Source organism: Marinomonas sp. ATLA20, from assembly GCF_057180105.1.
The window spans coordinates 1-24000 of record NZ_JBXUKU010000005.1 but is presented as its reverse complement, the minus strand read 5'-3'; the positions used below and the strand labels follow the sequence as shown (position 1 = coordinate 24000).

24 protein-coding genes and 2 tRNA genes are annotated in these 24000 nt (G+C 43.3%); 7 read left to right on the top strand and 19 right to left on the bottom strand.

The genetic code is table 11. The features are described 5' to 3' along the window. Positions 1–61: 61 nt before the first annotated feature. Complete coding sequence (locus tag AC2A4J_RS09765) at positions 62–334, bottom strand: YrhK family protein (RefSeq protein WP_255828831.1); 273 nt, start codon at positions 332–334, stop codon at positions 62–64. 146 nt (positions 335–480) lie between these two features. Next, entirely contained in the window at positions 481–966 is a 486-nt protein-coding gene (locus AC2A4J_RS09760) for a GNAT family N-acetyltransferase (protein WP_484175863.1), read from the bottom strand. Between the two features lie 188 nt (positions 967–1154). Between AC2A4J_RS09760 and AC2A4J_RS09755 the strand changes: the two genes are divergently transcribed. Both AC2A4J_RS09755 and xylA read left to right on the top strand, forming a co-directional pair. Next, the gene (locus AC2A4J_RS09755) at positions 1155–1868 is read left to right on the top strand and encodes a polyamine aminopropyltransferase (RefSeq protein WP_484175862.1); all 714 of its coding nucleotides are present in this window, start codon (positions 1155–1157) and stop codon (positions 1866–1868) included. Between the two features lie 254 nt (positions 1869–2122). Continuing rightward, a complete protein-coding gene (gene xylA / locus AC2A4J_RS09750) occupies positions 2123–3442 on the top strand; it encodes a xylose isomerase (protein WP_484175861.1) in 1320 nt (439 codons plus the stop codon). Positions 3443–3548: 106 nt separating this feature from the next. Here the strand turns inward: xylA and AC2A4J_RS09745 are convergent, their stop codons facing one another. The 13 genes from AC2A4J_RS09745 to AC2A4J_RS09685 form a co-directional block, all read right to left on the bottom strand. Further along, entirely contained in the window at positions 3549–3989 is a 441-nt protein-coding gene (locus AC2A4J_RS09745) for an RbsD/FucU family protein (RefSeq protein WP_484175860.1), read from the bottom strand. 45 nt (positions 3990–4034) lie between these two features. Beyond that, a complete protein-coding gene (locus AC2A4J_RS09740) occupies positions 4035–5099 on the bottom strand; it encodes an ABC transporter permease (protein WP_484175859.1) in 1065 nt (354 codons plus the stop codon). Position 5100: 1 nt separating this feature from the next. Further along, a complete protein-coding gene (locus AC2A4J_RS09735; RefSeq protein WP_484175858.1) occupies positions 5101–6621 on the bottom strand; it encodes a sugar ABC transporter ATP-binding protein in 1521 nt (506 codons plus the stop codon). Further along, a complete protein-coding gene (locus tag AC2A4J_RS09730; RefSeq protein ID WP_484175857.1) occupies positions 6621–7235 on the bottom strand; it encodes a DUF2291 family protein in 615 nt (204 codons plus the stop codon). Before AC2A4J_RS09730 ends, AC2A4J_RS09735 begins: the two co-directional genes overlap by 1 nt. A gap of 53 nt (positions 7236–7288) precedes the next feature. Then, positions 7289–8233: a D-ribose ABC transporter substrate-binding protein gene (locus AC2A4J_RS09725; RefSeq protein WP_255828822.1), complete on the bottom strand. Its 945-nt coding sequence runs from the start codon at positions 8231–8233 to the stop codon at positions 7289–7291. A gap of 327 nt (positions 8234–8560) precedes the next feature. Beyond that, on the bottom strand, positions 8561–9574 hold the full coding sequence (locus tag AC2A4J_RS09720; RefSeq protein ID WP_484175856.1) for a substrate-binding domain-containing protein: 1014 nt from the start codon (positions 9572–9574) through the stop codon (positions 8561–8563). A gap of 233 nt (positions 9575–9807) precedes the next feature. Next, positions 9808–10989, bottom strand: coding sequence for a XylR family transcriptional regulator (locus AC2A4J_RS09715; RefSeq protein ID WP_255828820.1), 1182 nt, complete (start codon positions 10987–10989; stop codon positions 9808–9810). A 154-nt stretch (positions 10990–11143) separates the two neighbouring features. Next, positions 11144–12592 (bottom strand): xylulokinase, encoded by a 1449-nt coding sequence (gene xylB, locus AC2A4J_RS09710; protein ID WP_484175855.1) that lies wholly within the window; start codon positions 12590–12592, stop codon positions 11144–11146. 39 nt (positions 12593–12631) lie between these two features. Continuing rightward, positions 12632–13762, bottom strand: a complete 1131-nt coding sequence (locus AC2A4J_RS09705; RefSeq protein WP_484175854.1) for a sugar ABC transporter permease — start codon at positions 13760–13762, stop codon at positions 12632–12634. After that, positions 13755–15284 (bottom strand): xylose ABC transporter ATP-binding protein, encoded by a 1530-nt coding sequence (locus AC2A4J_RS09700; protein WP_255828817.1) that lies wholly within the window; start codon positions 15282–15284, stop codon positions 13755–13757. Before AC2A4J_RS09700 ends, AC2A4J_RS09705 begins: the two co-directional genes overlap by 8 nt. A gap of 80 nt (positions 15285–15364) precedes the next feature. Beyond that, entirely contained in the window at positions 15365–16366 is a 1002-nt protein-coding gene (xylF, locus tag AC2A4J_RS09695) for a D-xylose ABC transporter substrate-binding protein (protein WP_484175853.1), read from the bottom strand. A 200-nt stretch (positions 16367–16566) separates the two neighbouring features. After that, entirely contained in the window at positions 16567–17055 is a 489-nt protein-coding gene (locus AC2A4J_RS09690; RefSeq protein WP_484175852.1) for a DUF2165 family protein, read from the bottom strand. 42 nt (positions 17056–17097) lie between these two features. Continuing rightward, the gene (locus AC2A4J_RS09685; RefSeq protein ID WP_484175851.1) at positions 17098–18207 is read right to left on the bottom strand and encodes a GGDEF domain-containing protein; all 1110 of its coding nucleotides are present in this window, start codon (positions 18205–18207) and stop codon (positions 17098–17100) included. 334 nt (positions 18208–18541) lie between these two features. Here AC2A4J_RS09685 and AC2A4J_RS09680 point away from each other — a divergent pair, with 334 nt between their 5' ends. Continuing rightward, positions 18542–19804 carry a hypothetical protein gene (locus AC2A4J_RS09680; RefSeq protein ID WP_484175850.1) on the top strand — a complete coding sequence of 421 codons (1263 nt, stop codon included), beginning with the start codon at positions 18542–18544 and terminating at the stop codon, positions 19802–19804. 117 nt (positions 19805–19921) lie between these two features. Further along, positions 19922–20137, top strand: a complete 216-nt coding sequence (locus tag AC2A4J_RS09675; protein ID WP_484175849.1) for a hypothetical protein — start codon at positions 19922–19924, stop codon at positions 20135–20137. Between the two features lie 21 nt (positions 20138–20158). Here AC2A4J_RS09675 and soxR read toward each other — a convergent pair whose 3' ends face one another. Further along, positions 20159–20608, bottom strand: a complete 450-nt coding sequence (gene soxR / locus AC2A4J_RS09670; RefSeq protein WP_484175848.1) for a redox-sensitive transcriptional activator SoxR — start codon at positions 20606–20608, stop codon at positions 20159–20161. Between the two features lie 132 nt (positions 20609–20740). Between soxR and AC2A4J_RS09665 the strand changes: the two genes are divergently transcribed. After that, the gene (locus AC2A4J_RS09665; protein ID WP_484175847.1) at positions 20741–21934 is read left to right on the top strand and encodes an MFS transporter; all 1194 of its coding nucleotides are present in this window, start codon (positions 20741–20743) and stop codon (positions 21932–21934) included. A gap of 1 nt (position 21935) precedes the next feature. Beyond that, on the top strand, positions 21936–22457 hold the full coding sequence (locus AC2A4J_RS09660) for an NADPH-dependent FMN reductase (RefSeq protein ID WP_484175846.1): 522 nt from the start codon (positions 21936–21938) through the stop codon (positions 22455–22457). 103 nt (positions 22458–22560) lie between these two features. Here AC2A4J_RS09660 and AC2A4J_RS09655 read toward each other — a convergent pair whose 3' ends face one another. Then, on the bottom strand, positions 22561–22977 hold the full coding sequence (locus AC2A4J_RS09655) for a GFA family protein (RefSeq protein WP_484175845.1): 417 nt from the start codon (positions 22975–22977) through the stop codon (positions 22561–22563). A gap of 305 nt (positions 22978–23282) precedes the next feature. Between AC2A4J_RS09655 and AC2A4J_RS09650 the strand changes: the two genes are divergently transcribed. Continuing rightward, positions 23283–23495 (top strand): hypothetical protein, encoded by a 213-nt coding sequence (locus tag AC2A4J_RS09650; protein ID WP_484175844.1) that lies wholly within the window; start codon positions 23283–23285, stop codon positions 23493–23495. 29 nt (positions 23496–23524) lie between these two features. Here the strand turns inward: AC2A4J_RS09650 and AC2A4J_RS09645 are convergent. Further along, positions 23525–23601, bottom strand: a tRNA-Met gene (locus AC2A4J_RS09645). Positions 23602–23675: 74 nt separating this feature from the next. Next, a tRNA-Met gene (locus AC2A4J_RS09640) sits at positions 23676–23752 on the bottom strand. Positions 23753–24000 lie beyond the last annotated feature (248 nt).

The window sequence follows — 24000 nt, the reverse complement described above, 5'->3', positions numbered from 1 at the left end:
GGGCTCCTAGCGTATACGATCGCTAGGAGCCCTTATCAAATAGAAAGTAATACACTGATGATTATTGCTGCAAAGTGGCTTTATGAAGAATCCCCACATGCACCAGACTGATTAGCTTAATGAGGGGTTTAATAATAAGTTGAGCACTGCCAACCACGAATAGCCAAGTCCCGCTTTCGACCAATGAATCATTGAGAAAAAAGAAGCTGCCAATCAAAAACCACACGGCAATCATAAGATCGTTAAAAGCACCAAGTGCTTCATAGCGCCGCTGCACGACAATATGTCGACTACCAATGTCTATGTCTAATTCTCTTCCGTTCACTTTTATCACTGTTATTCCCACTATTGCTTAAAATATCGTGATAAAAACCCTAACCAATCGTTTTATGTTTAACAACCTTCAGACAAGACTAAAAACCTAAATGCGCTTTTAAACCTCATTAAATGGTCCAAATACACAAAATATCTTCCCATCAATCACATCTCAGTTGGGTCAATTTTCTTCACCATGTTAATGCTCACTGTTTCATAACCCATTTCAGCGTACAGTTGTTTTGCGGCGTCGTTATGAGAAAACACATGCAAGCCAATATTGACGATATTATGGGTAGCCGCGAAGTCTTCGATTTCTTTTAAAGCAAGCTTGGCATAGCCTTTTCGTCGATGCTCTGGCTTGATTTCTAAATCGTAAATAAACACGGTGCTTGTAGTGCTACTGCTCTCTAACGTCAGCCATACCATTCCCACAGTCTCATTGACATCAGGCACTTTCAGTTCAAAAAAGTGATTGTTGTCTGTGTCTAATCCGCGCGGTAAAAGCCTTTCTATATCACGACGAGATCGAGTTAATGAGCCTGCTTTTTGCCAACGGCCAGACTCCACATTCTCTCGTGCGTATTGAAAAACCAACTCTTCAATATAAGGTGCAAAAAACGGTTTAGACATAGGAACCAAGAAAGACATTAAAACTCCATTTAATTGAGGCAGAAGACAGTCTTCTATGAAGACCTAAATATTAACCAGCACAATAGTCGGTACGGAATTTCTTTTCAATAAAAGGCGTATTTTTTAACCCTTAATCACTTAATTTGAAGTCAGCTGTTATAAAATGGTGGCAATCAATATTTACCGCATTTTAGGATACTCTAATCATGTTCAAAGAAATCGACAGCCAAGCCTCTCCTTTAGGTGAAATATCCCTGCGCAGACGACGTATTCCTGCCTTTGGTGACAGAGACATCTACGAAGTAAAGCTAGGTGAGGAATTTCTGATGTCGAGCATGTTTGTCGATGCAGAAGAAGCCTTGTCGACTCTTGGCTTAGCGCAGGTACAAGGCGAAGATTTAAGTGTCGTTGTCGGTGGATTGGGCCTAGGTTACACCGCCGTAGCAGCACTAAAAGACGAACGAATTGCAGAATTACTTGTGGTCGATGCGTTAGAAACCGTCATCAGCTGGCACCAGAAAGAACTTGTTCCATTGGGGAAAATACTCAACGCAGACAAACGTAATCGTTATGTTCTTGGTAGTTTCTTTGACCTAGCCACAGACCCAAGTACGGGATTTGACCCAAACCATGCCGGTAAAAAGTTCGATGCCATCTTACTAGACATCGACCATTCCCCAACCGAATTCCTTAATCCAAGTAACGCAGGTTTCTACACCACAGAAAACCTAACACGCATGGCGGAACAACTGAAACCAAACGGTGTATTCGCTATGTGGTCCCAGAATCCACCGGAAGACAACTTTATCGAATTGCTTAAAACTGTTTTTGCAAGCGTCGACTCCCACCTAGTGACCTTTGATAACCCGTTTCAAGGCGGACAATCGACCAACTCGGTTTATGTTTGTGTGAAGGGGTAAAACACTTCTGACGAATGGCATGACGGCTAAACTCTGCCAATTGCCGTAGCTCTCTATGCTAAAAAGCTTGGATATTGGCGGGGTCGTATTATTCTCTAGCGCTGCCAATATCAGAGATCCGAAGCTCCAGTTCACCTTGCATCCACCCTCCCCAACAAATTCAATAACCCTCTCAGAAAATTTCGTAATTGAAGCTATCGCCTAAAAAATCAATGATTCAGGAAGTCAAAAATAACAACAATCAGGAGTTCATGATGAGTGAGATTTTCCAAAATATCCCTTTTGTAAAATACGAAGGCGCAAGTTCAAACAACCCTTTTGCTTTCAAACATTACGATGCGAACAAGATGCTGATGGGTAAAACCATGGAGGAGCATTTACGCATGGCGGCGTGTTATTGGCATAATTTCTGTTGGCAAGGTAGCGATGTATTTGGTGCCAATACTTTTGATCGCCCTTGGTTCAAGCCAAGCAATGAGATGGAAGCGGCGAAAATGAAGGCAGATGCAGCCTTTGAATTTTTCACTAAAATGGGCATTTCTTACTACAGCTTTCACGATGTGGATATCTGCCCAGAAGGCCGCTCGATCAAGGAATATATTAATAACTTTGCGCAAATGGTCGAGGTTCTACAAGCAAAACAAGAAGCCACTGGCATGAAGTTATTATGGGGCACAGCCAATGCCTTTTCCAACCCAAGATACATGTCTGGCGCAGCGTCCAACCCGAATCCTGAGATCTTCACTTACGCGGCGACTCAGGTGTTTCATGCGATGAATGCCACCAAAGCACTTAAAGGCGAGAATTACGTTCTATGGGGCGGCCGTGAAGGCTATGAAACCCTATTGAATACCGATCTAAAGCGCGAACGTGCGCAGCTTGGTCGATTCATGCAAATGGTGGTTGAGCACAAATACAAAATCGGTTTCGAAGGCACTTTGTTGATCGAGCCAAAACCCGCAGAACCGACTAAGCATCAATACGATTACGATACGGCGACGGTTTATGGCTTTTTAAAAGAGTTCGGTCTTGAGCAAGAGATAAAGGTCAATATTGAAGCCAACCACGCCACCTTGGCGGGTCACAGCTTCCATCATGAAATCGCCACGGCGTGCTCGTTAGGTATTCTTGGTTCCGTCGACGCCAACCAAGGCGACGCGCAACTTGGCTGGGACACGGACCAATTCCCTACCAGTGTCGAAGAATACACACTCGTTACTTATGAAATTCTCAAATCAGGCGGTTTCAAAACTGGCGGCTACATGTTCGACACCAAGCTTCGTCGCCAATCGATGGATCTGGAAGATTTATTCCACGGTCACATTGGCGCGATGGACACTTTAGCCCTATCGTTAGAACGCGCAGTTAAGATGATCGAAGACGAGAAATTGGCGAACCTTGTTGATCAGCGTTATGCAAAATGGAACGATACTTTAGGTACTGATATTTTGGCGGGCAAACACTCATTGCAAGACCTTGCGGAATACGCTGAGAAAAACAACATCGACCCTAAACCCGTTTCAGGTCGCCAAGAAATGCTAGAAAACATGGTGAATGGCTACATCTTTAAATAAGAGTTCACATAAGCCGTTAGATAAAAATCAAGTAGCTTAAAAGCAAAAAACACAGGCCAACGAAAGCTGACCTGTGTTTTTTAGTGTTGCATTCTACTAATTGATATTAAGAAAAGATCACACCTTTCTTCAATAAAAAACAGCCGTAACCTCTTGCTTCACCCGTCACAACAACCGCGAAGGCTTGTTTCGCTGTTTCATAAAACGCAAAACGCTCTAACGATCCCATTTCAGCATTTTCCCTATCAGCGGCTTTCAACGCTGCCGCGAATTCTTGCTGAACTTCTGGCATCACTAATTCGTCTTCACCCACCACTTGCATACGCGTCACTGGCTGATCAACAAAGGTATCCAGTGGCAACACTGATAAAATCGCTGTGGCCGCTTGAATAACATTCACACCATCTAAACGAATCACTGGTTTTCCAGCCGCAACAGATGCCGCAGGAAAGTTACGATCAACCAGTACAATGTCATCACCGTGGCCCATTGTGCGTAGCACGTTCAGTAATTCACCACTTAGCAAAGGATCTATATTTTTTAGCATGTTTTTTCCCTAATCACAGATAGGCTGAAAGCAAATATTGATAATCTATTTTTGCTGCACGATGGCGGCTTTATGCTGCAAGCGGCTTTGTTTTTGGTCGATGATGACAGCAAGAATAATCACTACACCTTTAATCACCATTTGCCAAAATTCACTCACGCCCATCATCACCAAACCATCGGCCAAAATACCAATTACGAAAGCACCAATCAGCGTGCCCATAATGGTGCCGCGTCCACCAGCCAAAGAGGTTCCGCCCAATACCACGGCGGCAATGGCGTTCATTTCAAACGCTACACCCGTTGCTGGATGACTAGCAACCAGCTGTGAAGACACAACGATACCTGCAATGGCCGCACAAAGACCTGATATGGTGTAAACCCATACTTTGACGCTACGCACTTTCACGCCAGACAACTCGGCAGAATGTTCGTTGTCACCAATGGCAAACACATGACGGCCAAATTGCGTTCTTTTCGCGATGTAGGCAATCACACCAGCAAGGATAAACATCATCCAAATTGCGTAAGGTAGACCTAATAATTTCGCAGAACCAATCAATTCAAAGCCCGTATTGCCAAGCTGCTCATTACCAGACAAACCCGTAAAGGTTTCACCGCCAGACAACAACATAGCCGCACCACGAACGATATACATGGTGCCCAAAGTACAAATGAAAGGTGCGACGTTATAGCGCGTTATCAAGATGCCATTTATCGCGCCAATCAAACCACCGATAACCAATACAATAGGCACAATCAGCCAAACGCTTGGAAAAATAGCGATACCAAACATAGGTAACACGATCCCTTTGGTAATCAACCAACCCGCGACCATGCCACAAAAGCCCAGAATCGCGCCGATTGAAAGGTCGATACCTGCGGTGATGATGACGAAGGTAATGCCAAGTGCCAAAAAGGCGTTGATGGCAATGTGCTTAACCATGATGACAACGCTGCTGGCCGCCAAAAAGCCCGGCACCATAAAGGTGAAGAACGCCAGAATTAAAAACAACGCAATGAATGTGCGCATTTTTAACGCCAGTAACAACAAGCTTTCGCCGGAAAAAACAGACGATTGTTGAGATGCAGTATTTTGAGAAGTTTTCATATTAAAGTCCTTGCGCGCTTGCTGACACAAGTGCAGATTCTGTTGCTTCAGAGCGAGCGATATTGGCGGTTAATTTGCCTCCGGACATCACCAGAATGCGATCAGAAACAGCCATGATTTCTTTGAGGTCGGAGGTCGAAAACAACACACCAATCCCCTGCTCAGAAAGCTTTACCATCATGTTAAATACGTCGCCTTTGGCACCAATATCAATGCCGCGAGTTGGCTCATCCAATAACAAAACTTTCGGACTGGTTAACAAGGTTCGGCCAATCACCACTTTTTGTTGGTTGCCACCGCTTAATGCGCGTATTTCAATATCAGGAGAAGACACCTTGATAGACAAATCACCAATGGCGGACGTTACCGCTTCAGCTTCGGCTTTTTCATCAATCGAAAAACGATGCTTGAGTCGACGCCATAAGCTAGAAATCGTCATGTTATTGCTCACTGACGAAATGGGGAAAATGCCATTCTTTTTGCGATCTTCAGGAACAAGGCAAATCCCATAACGAATGCGATCACTGGTATCCATTTTGGCGGGCACTTTATGTCCTGCTATCTCGACCTCGCCAGAGTATTCTTGTAAGCCAAGTAGACATTCCATTAGTTCGGTTCGACCTGCGCCCATGAGTCCATAAACGCCAACGATCTCACCGGATTTCACATCCATTGATACATCATCAACCAAAGTAAGACCCATTTCGTTGATCAGCTTGATGTTTTTTACGTCTAGTACTGGCTTGCCAAATTCACGACCCGGTTTCAAGAAATTAGACACAGGGTCGCTACCCAACATCTCTCTGACAATCCACGGCACATCGATGTCTTTGACTTCCGCTTCAGACTGGAAGTTGCCATCACGTAAAATCGTAATATGATCACCGATCGCCATCAGTTCTTCTAAACGATGGGAAATATAAATAATAGAAACGCCCTGAGCGGTTAAGTCTCGAATAACTTTAAACAGCAACTCCACTTCGGTTTTACTTAATGCCGAAGTAGGTTCATCCAGAATCAACACATCCGCTTCATCGGCCAAGGCTTTGGCGATTTCAATCAACTGCTGTTGACCCACTTTCAAGTTAGACAGCAATTCAGATGGCTTAATGTCTTGGTCAAGACGGGCCATTAGTTCAGCGGTGATTCGGTGTTGTTCCGCGGTATCTAACGGCATCAGACCATGCTGTTTTTCGCGACCCAAGAAGATATTTTCCGCCACCGTTAAGTTGCCAAACAGATTAAGCTCTTGGTGAACCATGCCAATACCTTTGGCAGCGGCATCACGAGTATGCTGAAAAGAGACAGCTTCATCGTTGAGATAAATAGTGCCTTTACTGGGCTGTTGAACACCCGCGAGAATCTTCATCAAGGTGGATTTACCCGCGCCATTTTCACCAATGATGACATTCACTTTGCCGCGGTAAACTCGGTAATCTACTTCGTTTAATGCGATAGTGCCTGGGTAAATCATGGAAATTTTTTCGGCGCGAATGACGACGTCAGCGTTAACTTGGCTCATCATTTGCCTCCAAGAGTAATCTGCATTGGTACAGCATCACTGATGGTGTTTTGATCAATGGTAATCGCAGCAATAACCGTGGCTTTTTTGCCTACCCAACTAGAATCTGGTTCGCCAACAGACGCCATAGCGCGATTATTAAACTCTCGTGAGATTTGAGCAAAACGAATCTGGTTCTTGAAATCATCAAATACAACGTATTTGGACGCATCACGAATTGCATTGCCTTTGATAATACGTCCCACTTGAAGATTAATATTGGTATCGCCAACTTTAATCGTTATAGCACCTCTCATTTTGCCTAAATTAACACTGTCGATGGTGCCATCTAAACGGACAAAGAAGCTTTGCTTAGTGTTAATTTTCTGTGCATCCAGCTGGGATTTAATGCTTTCCCATGGAGTGAACGCTTGCGTTGCTTCTGGGAAGACTTTTGGCTCCCAAAGCTGATCGGCCACTTCAGACAAGGTGAAGTCTGCGAAGCTAACGACGGCATTAGGATCTTTAGGAATAATAGGATTGCCATCAGCATCTAAGTCCGTAACGGTACAGGCTGTCAGCAAATTAAGGCACGCAATGAGCCCGATAAATTGAAAGAGTTTTTTATAAGACATAATGATACCCAAGGAGCCGAAGCTCTCGAAAATGAGAGCTTCGAATCAGGTTGTTATTTTTTTAGAGCGAAGTTGCTTAGATTTTTCGCATTAGAACTATCAATCAATACACAATCCATGAGTTGTTTTTCTGGCAATCCTGTTGAGCCAGTACGAATGTATAGATCTGCCTGTTCAGCAACGCGCTGTGCTTGAGCATAAGCTGGCTGCATTACAGTTGCCTTGATGTTAGAACCTTTGATAATAGAATCTCTAACGTAATCTAGACCGTCAAAACCCACGATGAAAACGTCTTTACGACCGGCGGCTTGCAATGCTGCTTCTGCACCCAACGCCATAGAATCATTCCCCGTGATCACGCCTTTGATATTTGGATTCGCTTGTAGAATCGACTCCATACGGCTAAACGCTTCAGTTTGGCTCCAGTTAGCTGACTGACGAGCCACCATTTTGAATTCTGGGAAGTTATCCAGAATGTCGTGGAAGCCTTCACTGCGCACTTGCGCATTGGTGTCTGACTCTGGTCCTAACAACTCAACGTACTCACCACCGTCACCCATCAACTCGGCAAATTTTTCACCTGCTAACTGAGCACCTTGAAAGTTATTCGATACGATTTGAGTCACAGCAATGCCAGTTTTATTGATTTCACGATCATATAGAAAAGCGGGGATACCGGCTTTTTTCAAACGCTCTAATGAACCAATACTTGCGTCCGCGTCAGCATTATCCAAAATAACCGCTTTGGCTTGACGAGCAATCGCCGTTTCAATCAGTTGGTTTTGTTTGTTCACATCACCGTCATGAGAAGCGACCAAGGTGTCATAGCCCAATTCTTTTGCTTTCGCATCCGCGCCTTCGGCACCGGCTTTAAAAAATGGATTATCGTGGGATGGCGTGATGATGGCAATCAAACCGTTACTAGCCATAACACTGGTGCTCGCTAAGGTAAGTAGCGTTGCTGCAAAGCAAGATTTCAGGAAGGTATTTTTTTTCATTGTATGTCTCCAGTGTACTTATTTTTATTAAAATATTTGAAATAGCAAACGATTGCGTAATCGTTTGCTATTTTTATATTAAGCACATGGAAGTTGTCAATGAATTCTTGACCATTCATAAAAAAACCATATTTATCAGTCAGTTACAAAGAAACACGGCAGATAACTGGTGTAATTTAACAACAAAACACCAAGCATCTGAATTATAAGAACTTTTTCCAAGAAAAAGCCTTACACCCAACCTTAAAAACGAGTTCTTCACCTCGTTTCTAAGAGAATCATCAAAAAGCTGAAAGTAAAATACACAGAAAATAACAAGAAATAGAGTTAGTCTGCAGACACAAAGGCGACTGATGAACGAACCACCAAATTAGGCTCTAACATGATCATCTTGCCCTCTTGGCGTGGGTTCTCAATACGTTCAATCATGGTGCTGATCGCCAATTCCGCTAATCGCTCTTTAGGCTGGTTGATGGTGGTTAAAGGTGGGCTAAAATAGGCAGAATACATGCAGTTGTCATAGCCGATGATAGACAATTGCTGCGGGATTTTGATACCAGACAATTGCGCTTCACTCATAGCCCCCATCGCCATGGCATCATTACCAACAAACACGGCACTAGGCAAATTCTGACAGGATAATAATTGGCGCATTCCCAGCTTTCCACCTTCAAACTCGAAGTCAGATTCAATGATCCAATCCCCCTCGATGGCTAAACCTGCTTGATCCATGGCTTCAATAAACCCTTCTAAACGCTGCTTCGCTGGCAATTTTTCTAACGGCCCGCCGATATAAGCAATACGTTTATGGCCTTGCTCAATAAGGTGTTGTATCGCCAAATGTGCGCCTTTGACTGAATTATCTTGAATACGATCGACATAATCGTCAGACGGGCCCCAATCCATCACCACCATTGGCAAATTACGCTGACCGATTAACGAACTAAACAACGAGTCGTCATAAGCGGTACACATCACCAAAATGCCATCGACCCGCTTTTGCGTCAGCATTCTTAAATACGAATTGGTTTTTTCAAGTTCGCCATCGGTATTACAAAGCACAAGGTTGTAACCTTCTCGGTAACAGCACTTCTCGACTTCATTGACCAATTCGGCAAAAAAAGGATTCAAAGTAGTGGTGACTAACATGCCAAGGCTTTTGGTATTCTTTACCTTTAAACTGCGTGCTACGGCGCTAGGAGCATAGTTCAGCTCTTCGGCGGCTTGCAAAACTCGTTCTTGCGTCGTTTTTGCTACAAAACGCGTTTTATTCAAAACATGAGATACGGTTGTTGTTGAAACTCCAGCCCGTAACGCTACGTCTTTGATTGTCGCAGACAAACTTGCACTCCCCTTTCATGAATTGTGTTAACTGACTTTCTTCGCAGCCAATTTATACAAACAAAGACAAATAGATCAATCGCTTACGACTTGCCTTTGTTTGCAAAAAAACGGCGTAGAATTCAATACTATTGCAGGAAGTATACTTAACGACATTATAAAAATGCATCAAGAGTTTTTTATAATGTTTGATTTACCTATCTTACTGGGCACTATTTTTTGAAAAATAGCTCTTATGAGTCTTTACTCATCCGCGATGAAACTCGATATTCCCCCGGCGTCATACCCAAGTTCTTTCGCGAAACCGTGTACATGTATTGCACTGAGGGATAGCCACAGGTTCGGGCGATTTCATCGAACGGTAAATCTGTTGAAGTGATCAATTCACAGGCTCGATAAAACTTGGTCATGTGCAGTTGTTCGTGCATTGAGCAGCCAATTTCGTCGATAAAGCGAGTTTCTAGGTTGGTTCTTGATATACCAATGTAATCGACAACTTGCGCCACTTTCACACCTCGACAGGCATTATGACGAATAAAATGCATGGCTTGAATCACATAAGGATCATGCAAGGCGCGATAATCAGACGATTGTCTTTCTGCTACACCTGTAGGGTCGACCACCACCAGCGAGTTCTCTGCAGAATAACCTTGCAACATACGATGCAACATTTTTGCCGCTTCATAACCCATTTGCTTGCTGCCCTGCTCAACAGAAGACAAAGCGGTGCGGTTTAAGTACCTTGCCATATTCTCATTATCAATGCCTACAATGGCGACTTGCTCTGGCACCAAGATATTCAAATGATCACAGACTTGTAATAAATGGCGTGCTCTGGAGTCGGTGACGGCAACAATACCAATCGGCTTAGGAAGTTCATTAAGCCAAGTCTCTAGCTCATGTTGAGCGGTTTCCCACACATCTGCAGAGGTACAGAAACCTTGATGAACATGAGGTTCAAATCCATCAGAGCGAACTTGCTCAACAAAAGCATGCTCTCGCTCACTGGCCCAACGACTGTAAATCGTACTTGGCATCCCATAAAACGCAAACTCAGGTAAACCTTTGCGCTTCAAGTGTTGATAGGCACAACGCACTAGTGCAGCATTGTCTGTTGCCACATAAGGTAAACGTGGATAATCTTTTTTGTGAAGATATGAACCACCAACCGCTACGGTAGGAATCTTGCTGTCTTTTAAGATTTCTTCGACTTCAGGATTATCAAAATCAGCAATGATGCCATCGCCTTTCCAGTGTTTCAGGTCATCAAGGCGAAAGCGAAAATCGTCTTCAAAATACACATCCCAGTCACACTGAGCCGCTTGTAAATATTCACCAATCCCTTCAATCACTTGACGATCGTAAACCTTATTCGCATTGAAGACTAAATTAAGTCGATAACGTTTTTCAAACATACAACAGCATCTCTAATTTTTATTATTACTTGATCATACTCTTGTTGATATTGCAGGTTCTAGGTAATGATAAAAATCAGAAGGGAAATAACAGAAATCGTAATGAAAGAAAGTTGGCAATAAGAGCGGCGTATTGCTGCACCGCTCTTGCTTATTACAAGCCTTTTACTCTTTGGTATAACTCCTGAAAGCGCCTGCGTTTCTCTGTATACCAAGCGCTATTTTCTTGATTAGGCAAATAACGTTTAATGAGCGCTGGCTTGGTACAAATTTCGTTTAGCGCGCCTTGGCCTTGATCGCCAATAGCGGCTAATCGAGCCGCCCCCAAAGCAGGCCCAACTTCACCACCTGCACGGTAATCCATTGGCACATTAAAGACATCAGCTAACATTTGTAAACAATACGTACTTTTGGCTCCGCCACCAATCACGTCTATTCCTTCGCTGATACTTTGTGCCGAGCGCACCGCATCCAATCCATCCAGCAAGGCAAAGCTCACTCCTTCAAGCACAGCATGAACCAAATCCGCTGGCGTCGTTTCGTGGGTCATCCCCCAAAAAACACCTTTTGCATTGGCATCGTTATGCGGTGTTCTTTCTCCGCTTAGATAAGGCAAAAAAGTAAGCTTACTATCGTGATCCATACGATTCTCGGCCGCCAATAAAGCCAGCTCCACACTGCTAAATTGTGCCAATTTCGTGACCCAATCAATGCAACTCGCGGCACTCAACATCACCGACATAGTGTGCCAAGTATTCGGAACCGCATGACCAAAACTGTGCAAGGCAGCAGAAGGGTTCGCTGTAAAGCCATCACTTACCGCAAAAATCACCCCTGAGGTGCCAAGTGATAGCATAGTTTGTGTAGATGAAATAATGCCCATGCCGACTGCGCCAGCGGCGTTATCACCACCGCCCGCGACCACTGGTATAACTGGCAAAGACCAACGTTTTGCCAACACCTCGTCGATCGTGCCGGTGATTTCTGAGCCTTCATATACCTTTGGCATTTGCTGTTCGTTTAAGCCTGTTGCTTGCAACATGGTCTCGCTCCAAGCGCGTTGCTCCATGTTCAACCAAAGCGTTCCTGAGGCGTCTGACACATCGGTTGCGAAATCCCCTGTCATGCGAAAGCGCAGGTAGTCTTTTGGTAACAGCACCTTGTCGATTTGTGCAAATACCTCTGGCTCATGTTGCTTCACCCAAAGTAACTTAGGCGCGGTAAAACCTGGCATAACTAGGTTCCCCGTAATAGCTTGTACTTCTGGACAGCGTCGTTGCAATGACAAGCATTCTTCGTGGGAGCGGCCATCATTCCAAAGGATAGCCGGACGCAATGCTTCACCCTGCTTACCAAGCAAGGTCGCACCATGCATTTGCCCAGATAAACCTATGGCTTTCACGCCTTGCAGATTATGCTCTGAAGCAAGCTGCAACATTGCTAAGTCAGTTGCTTGCCACCAGTCTTCTGGGTTTTGCTCCGACCAAAGGTCAAAAGGACGCGACACCGAAAGAGGCGACGAACAGCTTGCCGCAACGCGTCCGTTTTCATCCATGAGAATTACTTTAACGCCAGACGTTCCGAGATCTATACCGATATACATACAATACCTATAAATAAATTCGACTTGATGAAATGCTGTTTACTGCGATTTTTTGGTTTTCACGTCCAGCCAAACGGCAAGCAACAAAATCATGCCTTTAACGATTAGTTGCCAAAACGTAGGCACATCCAACATGCTCATGCCATTGTCCAAGCTCGCCATAATAAGTGCGCCCATAATGGCACCGAATACCGCACCAACACCGCCAGCCAAACTGGCGCCACCAATAACACAGGCTGCGATAGCATCCAGTTCTGCCATGTTTCCAGCCGCAGGAGAGCCGGCACCCAGTCGAGAGGTCAGTATTAAAGCGGCCACCGCGACCATCATGCCATTGAAGCCAAACACCAACATTTTAGTGCGTTCAACGTTAACTCCTGACATACGAGTCGCTTCGATGTTGCCACCGATAGCATAAATTCGACGACCAAACGATGTTCGTTTTGCTACATAGGTGGCGATTAGAATCAGCCCGCCCATGATCAAGATTGGCGTTGGAATACCGCGATAACTTTCCAAGATAAACAACAAGCCCATCAACACGACAACAGCAATCGTCGCTTTGGCGTATTCAAATTTAGCCGACTGATTTTCCACTCCGTGCTTTTGTCTTGCTTTACGTCGAGCATAAACTTTTGCCACAAAACCAAGGCACAACAAGGACACAACGCTAATCCCCCAGCCAGACGGAATGTAACTTTGCCCAACAATCGCCAGAGAACTAGACGTAGGCGCAACCGTTGCGCCGTCGGTTAACCCAACTAAGATGCCACGAAACGCCAACATGCCTGCCAAGGTGACAATAAAAGACGGCACTTTTTGATAGGCAACCCACCAGCCGTTAAACAAGCCCAACACCAAACCCGCAGCGACCGTGATTAAAACGGTGAGCATAATAGGAAAGTGAAACCAAACATCCAGAATCGCCGCAATCCCGCCCAACAAGCCCATCATAGAACCAACCGACAAATCGATTTCGGCGCTGATGATGACAAACACCATGCCAATAGCAAGCACGCCCACAATGGCTGTTTGACGAATCAAGTTCGAAATATTCCGTGGCGAAATAAACGCTCCATCGGTCGCGATAGAAAAGAAGACGACAATCAGCAGCATCGCCGCTAACATCGCAAACAGTTGTAATTGACTGGTTTTAATTGTTTTAAACATTTGCTACACCTTCTTTGATCGCGCAATTCATAATCATTTCTTGGGTCAAACCTTGATGGTCAAATTGCCCTTTCAAGCGTCCTTCGTGCATCACCAAGACTCGGTCACTGATACCAATCACTTCGGATAATTCAGACGACACCATGATGATCGACATTCCCTGCTTGACGAGCGCGAACATCAGCTTATAAATTTCGTATTTCGCGCCCACATCAATGCCACGAGTCGGTTCGTCTAGTATCAAGATCTTTGGATGCGTTAATAAACATTTGGCGATGATGGCTTTTTGTTGATTACCACCACTCAGATTTTTAATAGACAATTCAGAAGACGCGGTTTTTACTTTCAGCTGGGCAATATAACGGTCAATATCTTGGCTTTCTTTATCTTCATTCACTGCGCCAAACCAAGAAGAGTATTGCTTCAAAACCGACAAGGTAATGTTCCGTCCAACACTCATAATAGGCACAATACCGTGGCGTTTTCGGTCTTCCGGCACCATAGCAATGCCCGCTTCCAGCGCTGTGCGCTGAGAACGAATTGTTAAAGATTTATCATGCAATTCAATGTTCGCTTCGTAATGTCCGTCGTAAGACCCGTACAAACATTGCATCAGCTCCGTTCGACCTGACCCAATCAAACCGGCGATACCTAGAATTTCGCCCTGACGCAATTCGAAACTAACATCGTCTACCTGTGCTCGCGAGGCACCGGCTTGCTTCGCTGTCGCATGATTTACCTTCAATACGACGTCACCAATATCGTGCTCTTCACGTGGGAAAAGCTCATCCAGTTCGCGCCCAACCATCATGCTGATAATGTCGTTTTGCGTTAGATTATCGACAGGTCGGGTGTCTATATGGTCACCATCACGAATAACCGTGACCCAATTGGATAAAGCCAATACTTCTTCCAATTTATGGGAAATGTAAATGCAAGCAATGCCCTGCTGTTTCAGCTCGCTCACAATATTCAATAGGATTTCGATTTCTGTGGTGGTCAGAGAAGACGTCGGTTCGTCTAATATCAATAGCTTCACGTTTTTGTTTAACGCTTTGGCGATTTCGACCAATTGCTGCTGGCCCACACCAAGCTCTCGGATTGGCGTATCCGGTAAAATATCCAATTTGACTCGCGCCAACAATTCCGACGTACGACGGTGCATTTCTTCGTCATTCAGCCTCGCAAACGAACCAAGCTCATTACCCAGAAAGATATTTTCTAAGACAGTCATTTCTTTAACAAGCGCCAATTCTTGGTGAATAATGACGATCCCTAGCGCTTCGGTATCTCGAATGCTGGATGCTTTAACAAGACTCCCTTCAAAGTAAATTTCACCTTCGTAAGAACCAAATGGCCAAACGCCGCTCAGCACCTTCATCAAGGTTGATTTGCCTGAGCCATTCTCGCCACAAATGGATAAGGCTTCACCAGGTTCAAGCTGAATGCTGACTCCATTTAATGCACGGACACCGGAGAAACTTTTTACAATCCCACGCATGTCCAATAAGGGTTGCTTCATGTTTACGCCTCTTTCTACATCTTTTTTTAAACCAGAAAAGCAAACAGCACCCTTTTTCAGGTGCTGTTTATAGGAATGAACTAAGGGTTGTAAACAGAGTTACGTGAGTGATAACCATCGGCAATAACGGTGGAGTCTAGGTTATCTTTATTGACCGAAATAGGCGTTAACAACACGGCATCGACATCTTTTTTGCCGTTGTTAACAGAGCCATTCACCTTGATACTTTCACCACGGGCCAATTTTACGGCCATTTCCGCACTGGTTGTCGCCAGTTTAGAAATCGGTTTGTACACCGTCATGGTTTGGGTGCCCGCGACAATACGACGCATTGCGGCAAGGTCTGCATCTTGACCAGAAATAACCACTTTACCACTCAAGCCTTGAGCCGCTAGCGCTTGTACTGCGCCACCCGCCGTCGAGTCATTGGAAGCAACCACCGCATCGATTTTATTGGCGTTCGCCGTTAGGCCGTTTTCCATGATGTTCAATGCCGCTTCTGCAGACCAGCCCATAGCCCATTGGTCACCCACCACTTTAATTTTTTTAGAATCAATGGCTGGTTGAAGAACGTTCATTTGCCCCTGACGGAACATCTTCGCATTGTTATCGGTAGGCGATCCGCCCATTAGGAAATAATTGCCTGTTGGTTTACGCTTAAGCAGGGCCTCGGCTTGCATTTCACCAACACGAATGTTGTCAAAAGATACATACAAATCGATGTCTGCAAATTTGATTAATCGGTCATAAGCCAAGACTTTGATGCCTTCCGCTTTGGCTTCGGCCAACACATTGCCTAACACTTCACCGTTTTCAGGCACGATAACCAGCACATCAACACCTCGAGAAATCATGTTTTCGATTTGGGATATTTGAGTGGTGACATCACCGTTTGCAGATTGGGTATAGACTTTTGCCCCCATGGCTTCCGCCGCTGAGGTAAATAAGTCTCGGTCTTTCTGCCAGCGCTCTAGGCGTAAGTCAGACATTAGCAAACCAATCTTTTCACCGTCTGCTAAAGCAGGAAGAGACGTTGCTGCACAGAGGGTTGCCAACAAACTCATAGAAACGATTTTTTTCATCTTTTCATTCCTTGTTATTTTTATGAAGTGAACGATCTCCTAATGGAGTTAGACGAATGTAAATCGATGGTTTATCGAACGGTATTATCTTTTTTTGTTTCGGTTTAGCGTTTTTACAAAAAAAGCCCTTTGAACATCCATCCAAAGGGCTTCGATAAAACATATAAGCATTTTATTTATAAGTTAAGCGTTTATGCAGACTATTCTTCAACTTGATTAATAAAAATAAGCACTAAAAATAACACAACAATAAAGCGAAATGCTGAAGCTTGCCCGTTCCAAATTTGTGACTGCCACATTAAGAACCATTCAGCACCAATGGTCATAAACCCAGTGAACCAAAGCAGCACGCCAAGAGCCAAACCAAAATTCGCCAATGCTTTTGCGGCATTAAATTGCTTTTTATCCAGCTTTCTCTTTTGCCACATATTCCATGCACCCAAGGCACACAAAATTCCAACTAAAGCTTCGACCAAGATAATTAACCAATAGAATCCGTGATGCAAAGCAGGTTCATTGACAGCTCGATATTTAAGTTCATTCCATTCAAACGTCGTATCCATCGTCAATACATGCTGAACAAACGCAAAGTTAGACCCGTAATCCACCACATTATTAAAAGCCACTAAACCTGCAAACAGAGCAACACAACCGACTAACGTAATTTTGATTGTTCTTAAATGATTCATCTAATCCTATCCTTTTGATTTGATTAATATAGTGAGTAAGAACTAAAAAAGCTCAGGTGTATAAGCAAAAACCATATTCCGCCCTGCTTGTTTAGCTCGATATAGACTGATATCTGAAAGCTTAATGGCCTCATTGAAATCAATATTACCTGAGGTTTCACACAACCCAATACTCAAGGTAATAGAAAGACTAATTTTGCTATGTTCAAACGGTGTTTTTTCTACACATTCGCGTATAGAGTCCAGCAATATTAGCGCTTCTTGCTCTCTCGTCTCGGGAAGTAATAATAGGAATTCTTCTCCTCCCCAACGCCCTATTGAATCTTGCACTCGGATACATTCGCTCAGCACTTTACTTGTATGTTTTAAAACCAGATCCCCTACTTCATGACCAAATTCATCATTAATAACTTTAAATTTATCAATGTCCAAAATCGCTATGGTTGAAACACGGCTGTTCATCTTACCTTGCTGAAACTCATTGATAAGGATGTTCTGAATACCGCGACGGTTTGGTAACAATGTCAGGTAGTCGAATTGAGCCTGATGCTCATACTTATCTTTCATAGTTTTTAGTTGGCTAAATGAATATTGACGTGCCATTTCATAAAAGCCGGAAAGAGCAACAATCGTTAAAAAGACATACACTAAACGTGTTTTAAACTCATAAGAATAAGTCGTCAGCAACAGCAGGTCGTTCGGAGAAAAAAGCATCAATGACGCAATCACTCCAAAAGTAGCATTGGCGATAACGCCTTGCTTCAAACCTAAGAAGGCAAAGGTTACCGAAGGAATGATATATATCCATAAAGGACCACTATTGTTTATTCCTCCGGCACATATCAAATAAAGACCTAAGAAATACAGGGCAACAATAGCTAGATAGCGGGAAAGGTTATGGTAATGGCTATAAACAGGAGATTTTAAAATATAAAACGTTAAAAACAGTAAACTACTTACTAAAAATAGACTAATTGCTAAACTATAAAGCTGGGTAAAAAGACTATTTATTGCTGTAAAAAACGCGATAATAGAGCCTATCAAGCCAAAAAAACCAGCCAAGTAGCTCTGTTGGCCGCCTTCGCCTTCGTTCATTTTTTTGGCATAACTATACTTGTAATAGCGAACCCATTTTTTAAAAAATAGCCTCATGCATCATCCTTCCTTGATGCTATTAATACGGGCAAAACCGTAGCGTAGCAACATGACATTTTATAATTTAATCATTGCTTAAAATATAATGGCTCAATTAATGTAAAATATAGATACTCTAAATACCCCGTATAATCAAACATTTAGTATAAAAAACGTTCTAATAATGCTAAAGATCAAACAAGCCTAGCTTTTGTCTTTGTTTGTAGTTAGCTGCATACCTTCTTGCTGATGACTTATAAATACATCACTATTTAATACACAGCTGAACCCCCCTTCAGACCTCTTATATTTAGCCAGAAGAACAACGCAGTTCAAGGACAACATACACTCAATGAATTTTCTCAAAAAATACACAGGTTGGTTTGTACTTGGGACTTTGGTCTTTTATCTTTTTTCTGTTGCTCATTTAGCCCCTGTGTTAATGCCTACTCTATTGGCGTGGGGAGCCAATATCGCTATGTGGCAAACCTTAGCACCAAGCGCGAAGCGGCAAGTCACTTGGCTTATGGGGATAGGAGTAGCGGCTCTAGTCTTTGCAGGTACGAAAGGTACGTGGATGACTTGGCAGCAAATTTTTGCGGTAAATTTGCCTATGCTGGCAATGTTTGTGGCTGTTTCATTTTTAGATTTAACTGGCTCTAAAGATGAAAAACGCCCTTTACCAAAAGGATTAAGCGCTATATTTAATACTGCGCTTGGCGTGCAAGCATTAGGTGCAGTGATTAACCTGTCTGTGATTCTAGTCTTCGCAGATCGTATAAAAGGCGCAATAAAATTAACGCCGGAACAGCAGTTTATACTGACTCGTAACTTTTCCGCAGCCGCTTGGTGGTCACCTTTCTTTGTGGCAACGGGCGTCGCAATTATTTATGCACCAGGAATGCAGTGGCAAAAAACCGTTATACCAGGTCTTGTCATGGGACTAGTCGCCATCATTTTTTCCACTGTAGAAGCCTTTCGACGCACAAAAGGCGATTTTAACGGCTACCCAATTCGTAAAGAGAGCCTCTTCATCCCTATGATTCTGGCTTCTAGCGTTATATTTTTTCACTTCATTTGGCCTGATATCAGCATATTGGTGCTGATCTGTCTATTAGCACCAAGCGCAACCATATTGCTGATGCGAACGCCATCCAGAAGGAAAAGCTTAACGCATTTTGTGAACCACAAACTGGCTCAAATCGGCAGTCAGTTTGCCTTATTTCTTGCGGCCGGTATCTTTTCCAATGGCATTAGCGCGATTATTTTGAGTTATCCGCAATTCTTTAATTTGGACAGCTTTACATTTAGCCCGCTGCTCTTTTCATTGACTCTCGCCATCATGATTATTGCTGGCGTAATTGGAATACATCCCGTTGTAAGTATCGCCATAGCGAGTCCAATGCTGTTGCCATTGAATTCAGATCCAACTCAATTAGGCTTTTTGTTTCTAAGTGCCTGGGCTATTTCCGCAGGCAGTAGTGGATTAACAGGGCTTGGACTATTAATGACCAGCCGCTATCACATCCCGACTAGAACCATAGTGTCCAACAGCTTGCCTTACGCCATTTTCATGTGGCTGCTTTGCAGCTTGGTCAATGGAATATTTTTGTAAAACTTTATAAACCTATTCGATAGTGAAAGTGGTATTTTGCATTTTAAGCGTTCCCCCTTTAGTGTGGTAATTAAAACCAAGTTCGATTTTTAATTAAACGAAAAAGGAAGCAGAACAATGAAAACGAACACCACTCATAAAAATAACCAAAGCATCGCTAACTTTGCCGCGATTAAAACCGCCATCGCCAATAATGAAGAAGCATTACTCAAAGAATTGCTAGCAAACCAAGCCATACCAGAACTCGAAAAAAGCTATCTCATTGACCTAGTCGGACTTAGTAACGATCCTGCGATCTTGAAAATAATCAAAGACATTCCAATAGAAAAATAGGTCACAAAAAGTCGATTAAGCCTATTCTGTCATCAGTCGTGGGCCAGTGCCTTTTTCGCCCAGTTCATCGTATGGGTTGAGAAGCCGGCACCTTTCAAGGGACAAACAACCACAGCCAATACAATCGGCCATCATGTTTTTCAATTCCGTTAATTGAGTAATCTTCCTATCCAGCTCGCTTTGCCATCGGGAACCCAACGCTTCCCAATCTTCTAGGGTGACGCGAGTTCGGTTTGGTAACCCTTCAAGCTCCAATAAAATATCCTCCAAAGAAAAGCCTGTTCGCTGAGCAACCTGAATAATAGAAACAACCCGAATGACATGCTTTGGATACTGCCTATGGTTAGATGTATTTCTTTGGCTCTTGATTAGCCCTTTTCTTTCATAGAAATGCAAAGCTGACACAGATACGCCCGTCCTTTCACTTAACACGCCCACCGAAATCCACTCAGGCATTATTATTTTTCGCATTTTATGCTTGACCTCAACTTAAGTTTAGGTAGCAGAATAGACTCAAATTCAAATCAGTTCAAGTTCAGCACTTAATAAAGCCGCTGAGAGAGCTGTGAAAAAATACTATTTATACCTAAAAAGAGAGCCTTAATGAAAACCAATCTATTAGAATCCAGAGCACTTTGCCTGCTGCTGATTTCCACACTGACCGTCATGTCCAATGCCACTATTGCTCCGGCGTTACCTGGTTTAGCGAATGAATTCTCAGGAACACCCTCAGCCGATTTTTGGGTAAAAATGCTATTACCCATCCCAGCTTTGTTTGTGGTGATTTTTGCGCCGATCTTAGGCTGGACAGCGGATAAGTTCGGTCGCCGAAATCAAATAATCATTGCGACTACCGTCTTTGCCATCGCCGGTGCTGCTGGCGCACAGCTGCAAGACTTAGAAGCCATTATTATCAGCCGAGCTATTCTGGGTATATGTGTCGCTGGACTTATGACCGCCGTAACGGCGTTAATAACCGATTATTATTCTGGTCCGAAAAGAAGCCAATTTATGGGGCTGCAACAAGCTTTCTCTAATATTGGCGGCATTCTTTTCATCATCACAGCGGGCTATTTAGCAGGCATCAGCGCTCGACTGCCTTTTTATATCTACGCCAGTGCTATTCTGTTGCTTCCGCTCATATTCCTTTCTATTCGTGACAGCAAGCAAACCAATCAGCCCAGCGATAACCAACGAGACGATACTAATACCAGCTGGACACTACCGCTCATTGGCTGCTCTATTCTCGTTTTCTGCCACTTAGTCGTGTTTTATATCCTACCAACACAAATTCCATTTTTTATGGCCGATATTGGTATCACTGATCCAAGTAAATCAGGCTTGGCAATCGGAATGGGGACATTAATCGCCGCGATAACCGGCGTATTTTTTGGCAAGCTGGTTGCCAAAATCCAAAGCTATGGCGTCGCACTCATCGGCTTTATTACCATGAGCATTGGCATGCTCGTGCTATCACAAGCCACATCGTTCAGCTTGGTGATTCTCGGTTGCGGCCTCATGGGCGCTTGCATGGGATTAGTAATGCCAAATTTCATGGTAAAAGGCATGGAACTTGTGCCAAGCCACAAACGCGGACTCGCATCTGGCGTACTGACCAGCAGCATCTTCATTGGGCAATTTGTTTCACCTTTTGTCACCTCAGCTCTTATCGCCAAATTGGGGTACAGCGATTTTTACTTATTAGCAGGGGCTTTTACTTTAGTTCTAGCCATTGCAGGCGCAGCCACTCTGAAAAAACAATCTACTCTCACGACAAACGTCAACAAAGGAAACTAAAATGAAAGTACTGGCCTTCGGCACAAGCAACAGCAAAAACTCTATCAACAAGAAACTGGCTTTTTATGCTGCCCAGCAAATCAACAACGCAGACGTGTCACTAATCGACATTAACGACTTTGAAATGCCAATCTATAGCGAAGACCGAGAAAAAGAGTCAGGCATTCCGCAGCTCGCGCATGATTTTTATAAGGCAATAGGCTCGGCCGATAGCATCGTGATGTCATTCGCCGAATACAACGGTTCTTATACCTCGGCTTATAAAAACTTGTTCGATTGGACATCTCGAATAGACATGAAAGTCTTCCAAAATAAACCTGTAATAATGCTGTCTACTTCACCCGGCCCAAGCGGAGCACAAAGTGTTTTAGCCGCTGCACAAGCCTCAGCGCCCTACTTTGCAGCGAACGTAATCAATGCAATATCACTACCGAGCTTCTTCGATAACTTTGATGTAAATAAAGGTGTCGTAACTGATGAGACATTTAACCAGAACTTACTTACAGCAATCAGCAAACTCTAAGCTTTAAGAAAATGTATTGCGCCACGCATACTTAGATCATTAAGGGTATGCGTGGTGCTTATTATTAAAAAGCAAAAGAGTTGTCATTTTCACCTAAACATTTTTAATTACTTTTATTCCGACTTGGTTCGTGAGCAACATAACGAGGTAAATTGGCATCAAGATCATCCCAATTAGCACTTGATGACACAAAGTTATGCGATTGCGGTCTTTCATCAATATCAGAATCTAAAATACCAAGACGTAAACGCAATTGATTCGGTGATTGTTCGTTGCTACTAAAAATTGGGGAAGCACACACCCTACAAAAGTGACGTTTTTTCCCAGGCGAAGTCTCATAAAATGCAACCAGCTCCTGTCCTGTTTTTATCACTAACTCTTTTGTAGCGACAAACCCATTCGTGGCATATGCAGTGCCGCAGCTTTTTCTGCACTTAGAGCAATGGCAGTGAATAATGGAATCAATACCACCATGAATTTCTAATGTTACCGCCCCGCATAAACAGCTCCCGTGATACATAGAATTCCTTTTAAGCAATTATTGTGGTTTTAATTTATAGCAAAAAACTTAGAAAAATTGATCAAATGATAAAAATTCTTCGTTTGTTATGCATAAAAACACCTTAGATATCACTTTCAACTGTCACTAACGATAAACAGGCTGGTTATTTTTCACAGATATATCAAATGGTGGTGGTAAGACAATCATATAACTGATCCTTAAGTTTCGTTGACGAGTTAGGATGTACACAGCAGCATCCATAAGTTAGCTTCATTAAACAAGGAACTAACGACCTTCGAACGACTATACTTAAGAGATTAAAAGTGGCATCAGATGAACGACTATCACGAAAAAAAATAAACTATAAATATAGTATTACTTTTAGCGAAACTTTTGAATTTGAAATATGGCTGAGGGAGTCAGTATTCTTGATAAGAAAGGGAATAAACGAACTTTTGAAATGGTTGCGGGAGCACTTGTTTGAACTTAAAAGTAAACCTACGAATTTTGAAATGGTTGCGGGAGCACTTGTTTGAACTTAAAAGTGAACCTACGAATTTTGAAATGGTTGCGGGAGCAGGATTCGAACCTACGACCTTCGGGTTATGAGCCCGACGAGCTACCAGACTGCTCCATCCCGCGACAAGTTAAACTTTTGATATAGCTTACTTTTTAGTAATGTATTTCTGAATATTTGTATGACCAAATCTGATATTTGGTTGCGGGAGCAGGATTCGAACCTACGACCTTCGGGTTATGAGCCCGACGAGCTACCAGACTGCTCCATCCCGCGACAGATTAAACTATTGATTAACATAGTTTATATACAGAAATTAAAGATAAAAATATGTCAAGATAACTAAATTCACTTGGTTACTGGAGCCCTTTTATTAACTAAAAAGTGAACCAACGACCTACTGTAAGATGGTTGCGTGAGCCCTTTTCTTAACAAAAAGTGAACCAACGACCTACTGTAAGATGGTTGCGTGAGCCCTTTTCTTAACAAAAAGTGAACCAACGACCTACTGTAAGATGGTTGCG

Coding starts and splice junctions, on each gene's coding strand:
- AC2A4J_RS09760 (WP_484175863.1), bottom strand. CDS start 966: ATGTCTTTCTTGGTTCCTATGTCTAAACCGTTTTTTGCACCTTATATT.
- AC2A4J_RS09755 (WP_484175862.1), top strand. CDS start 1,155: ATGTTCAAAGAAATCGACAGCCAAGCCTCTCCTTTAGGTGAAATATCC.
- xylA (WP_484175861.1), top strand. CDS start 2,123: ATGAGTGAGATTTTCCAAAATATCCCTTTTGTAAAATACGAAGGCGCA.
- AC2A4J_RS09745 (WP_484175860.1), bottom strand. CDS start 3,989: ATGCTAAAAAATATAGATCCTTTGCTAAGTGGTGAATTACTGAACGTG.
- AC2A4J_RS09740 (WP_484175859.1), bottom strand. CDS start 5,099: ATGAAAACTTCTCAAAATACTGCATCTCAACAATCGTCTGTTTTTTCC.
- AC2A4J_RS09735 (WP_484175858.1), bottom strand. CDS start 6,621: ATGAGCCAAGTTAACGCTGACGTCGTCATTCGCGCCGAAAAAATTTCC.
- AC2A4J_RS09730 (WP_484175857.1), bottom strand. CDS start 7,235: ATGTCTTATAAAAAACTCTTTCAATTTATCGGGCTCATTGCGTGCCTT.
- AC2A4J_RS09725 (WP_255828822.1), bottom strand. CDS start 8,233: ATGAAAAAAAATACCTTCCTGAAATCTTGCTTTGCAGCAACGCTACTT.
- AC2A4J_RS09715 (WP_255828820.1), bottom strand. CDS start 10,989: ATGTTTGAAAAACGTTATCGACTTAATTTAGTCTTCAATGCGAATAAG.
- xylB (WP_484175855.1), bottom strand. CDS start 12,592: ATGTATATCGGTATAGATCTCGGAACGTCTGGCGTTAAAGTAATTCTC.
- AC2A4J_RS09705 (WP_484175854.1), bottom strand. CDS start 13,762: ATGTTTAAAACAATTAAAACCAGTCAATTACAACTGTTTGCGATGTTA.
- AC2A4J_RS09700 (WP_255828817.1), bottom strand. CDS start 15,284: ATGAAGCAACCCTTATTGGACATGCGTGGGATTGTAAAAAGTTTCTCC.
- xylF (WP_484175853.1), bottom strand. CDS start 16,366: ATGAAAAAAATCGTTTCTATGAGTTTGTTGGCAACCCTCTGTGCAGCA.
- AC2A4J_RS09690 (WP_484175852.1), bottom strand. CDS start 17,055: ATGAATCATTTAAGAACAATCAAAATTACGTTAGTCGGTTGTGTTGCT.
- AC2A4J_RS09685 (WP_484175851.1), bottom strand. CDS start 18,207: ATGAGGCTATTTTTTAAAAAATGGGTTCGCTATTACAAGTATAGTTAT.
- AC2A4J_RS09680 (WP_484175850.1), top strand. CDS start 18,542: ATGAATTTTCTCAAAAAATACACAGGTTGGTTTGTACTTGGGACTTTG.
- AC2A4J_RS09675 (WP_484175849.1), top strand. CDS start 19,922: ATGAAAACGAACACCACTCATAAAAATAACCAAAGCATCGCTAACTTT.
- soxR (WP_484175848.1), bottom strand. CDS start 20,608: ATGCGAAAAATAATAATGCCTGAGTGGATTTCGGTGGGCGTGTTAAGT.
- AC2A4J_RS09665 (WP_484175847.1), top strand. CDS start 20,741: ATGAAAACCAATCTATTAGAATCCAGAGCACTTTGCCTGCTGCTGATT.
- AC2A4J_RS09660 (WP_484175846.1), top strand. CDS start 21,936: ATGAAAGTACTGGCCTTCGGCACAAGCAACAGCAAAAACTCTATCAAC.
- AC2A4J_RS09655 (WP_484175845.1), bottom strand. CDS start 22,977: ATGTATCACGGGAGCTGTTTATGCGGGGCGGTAACATTAGAAATTCAT.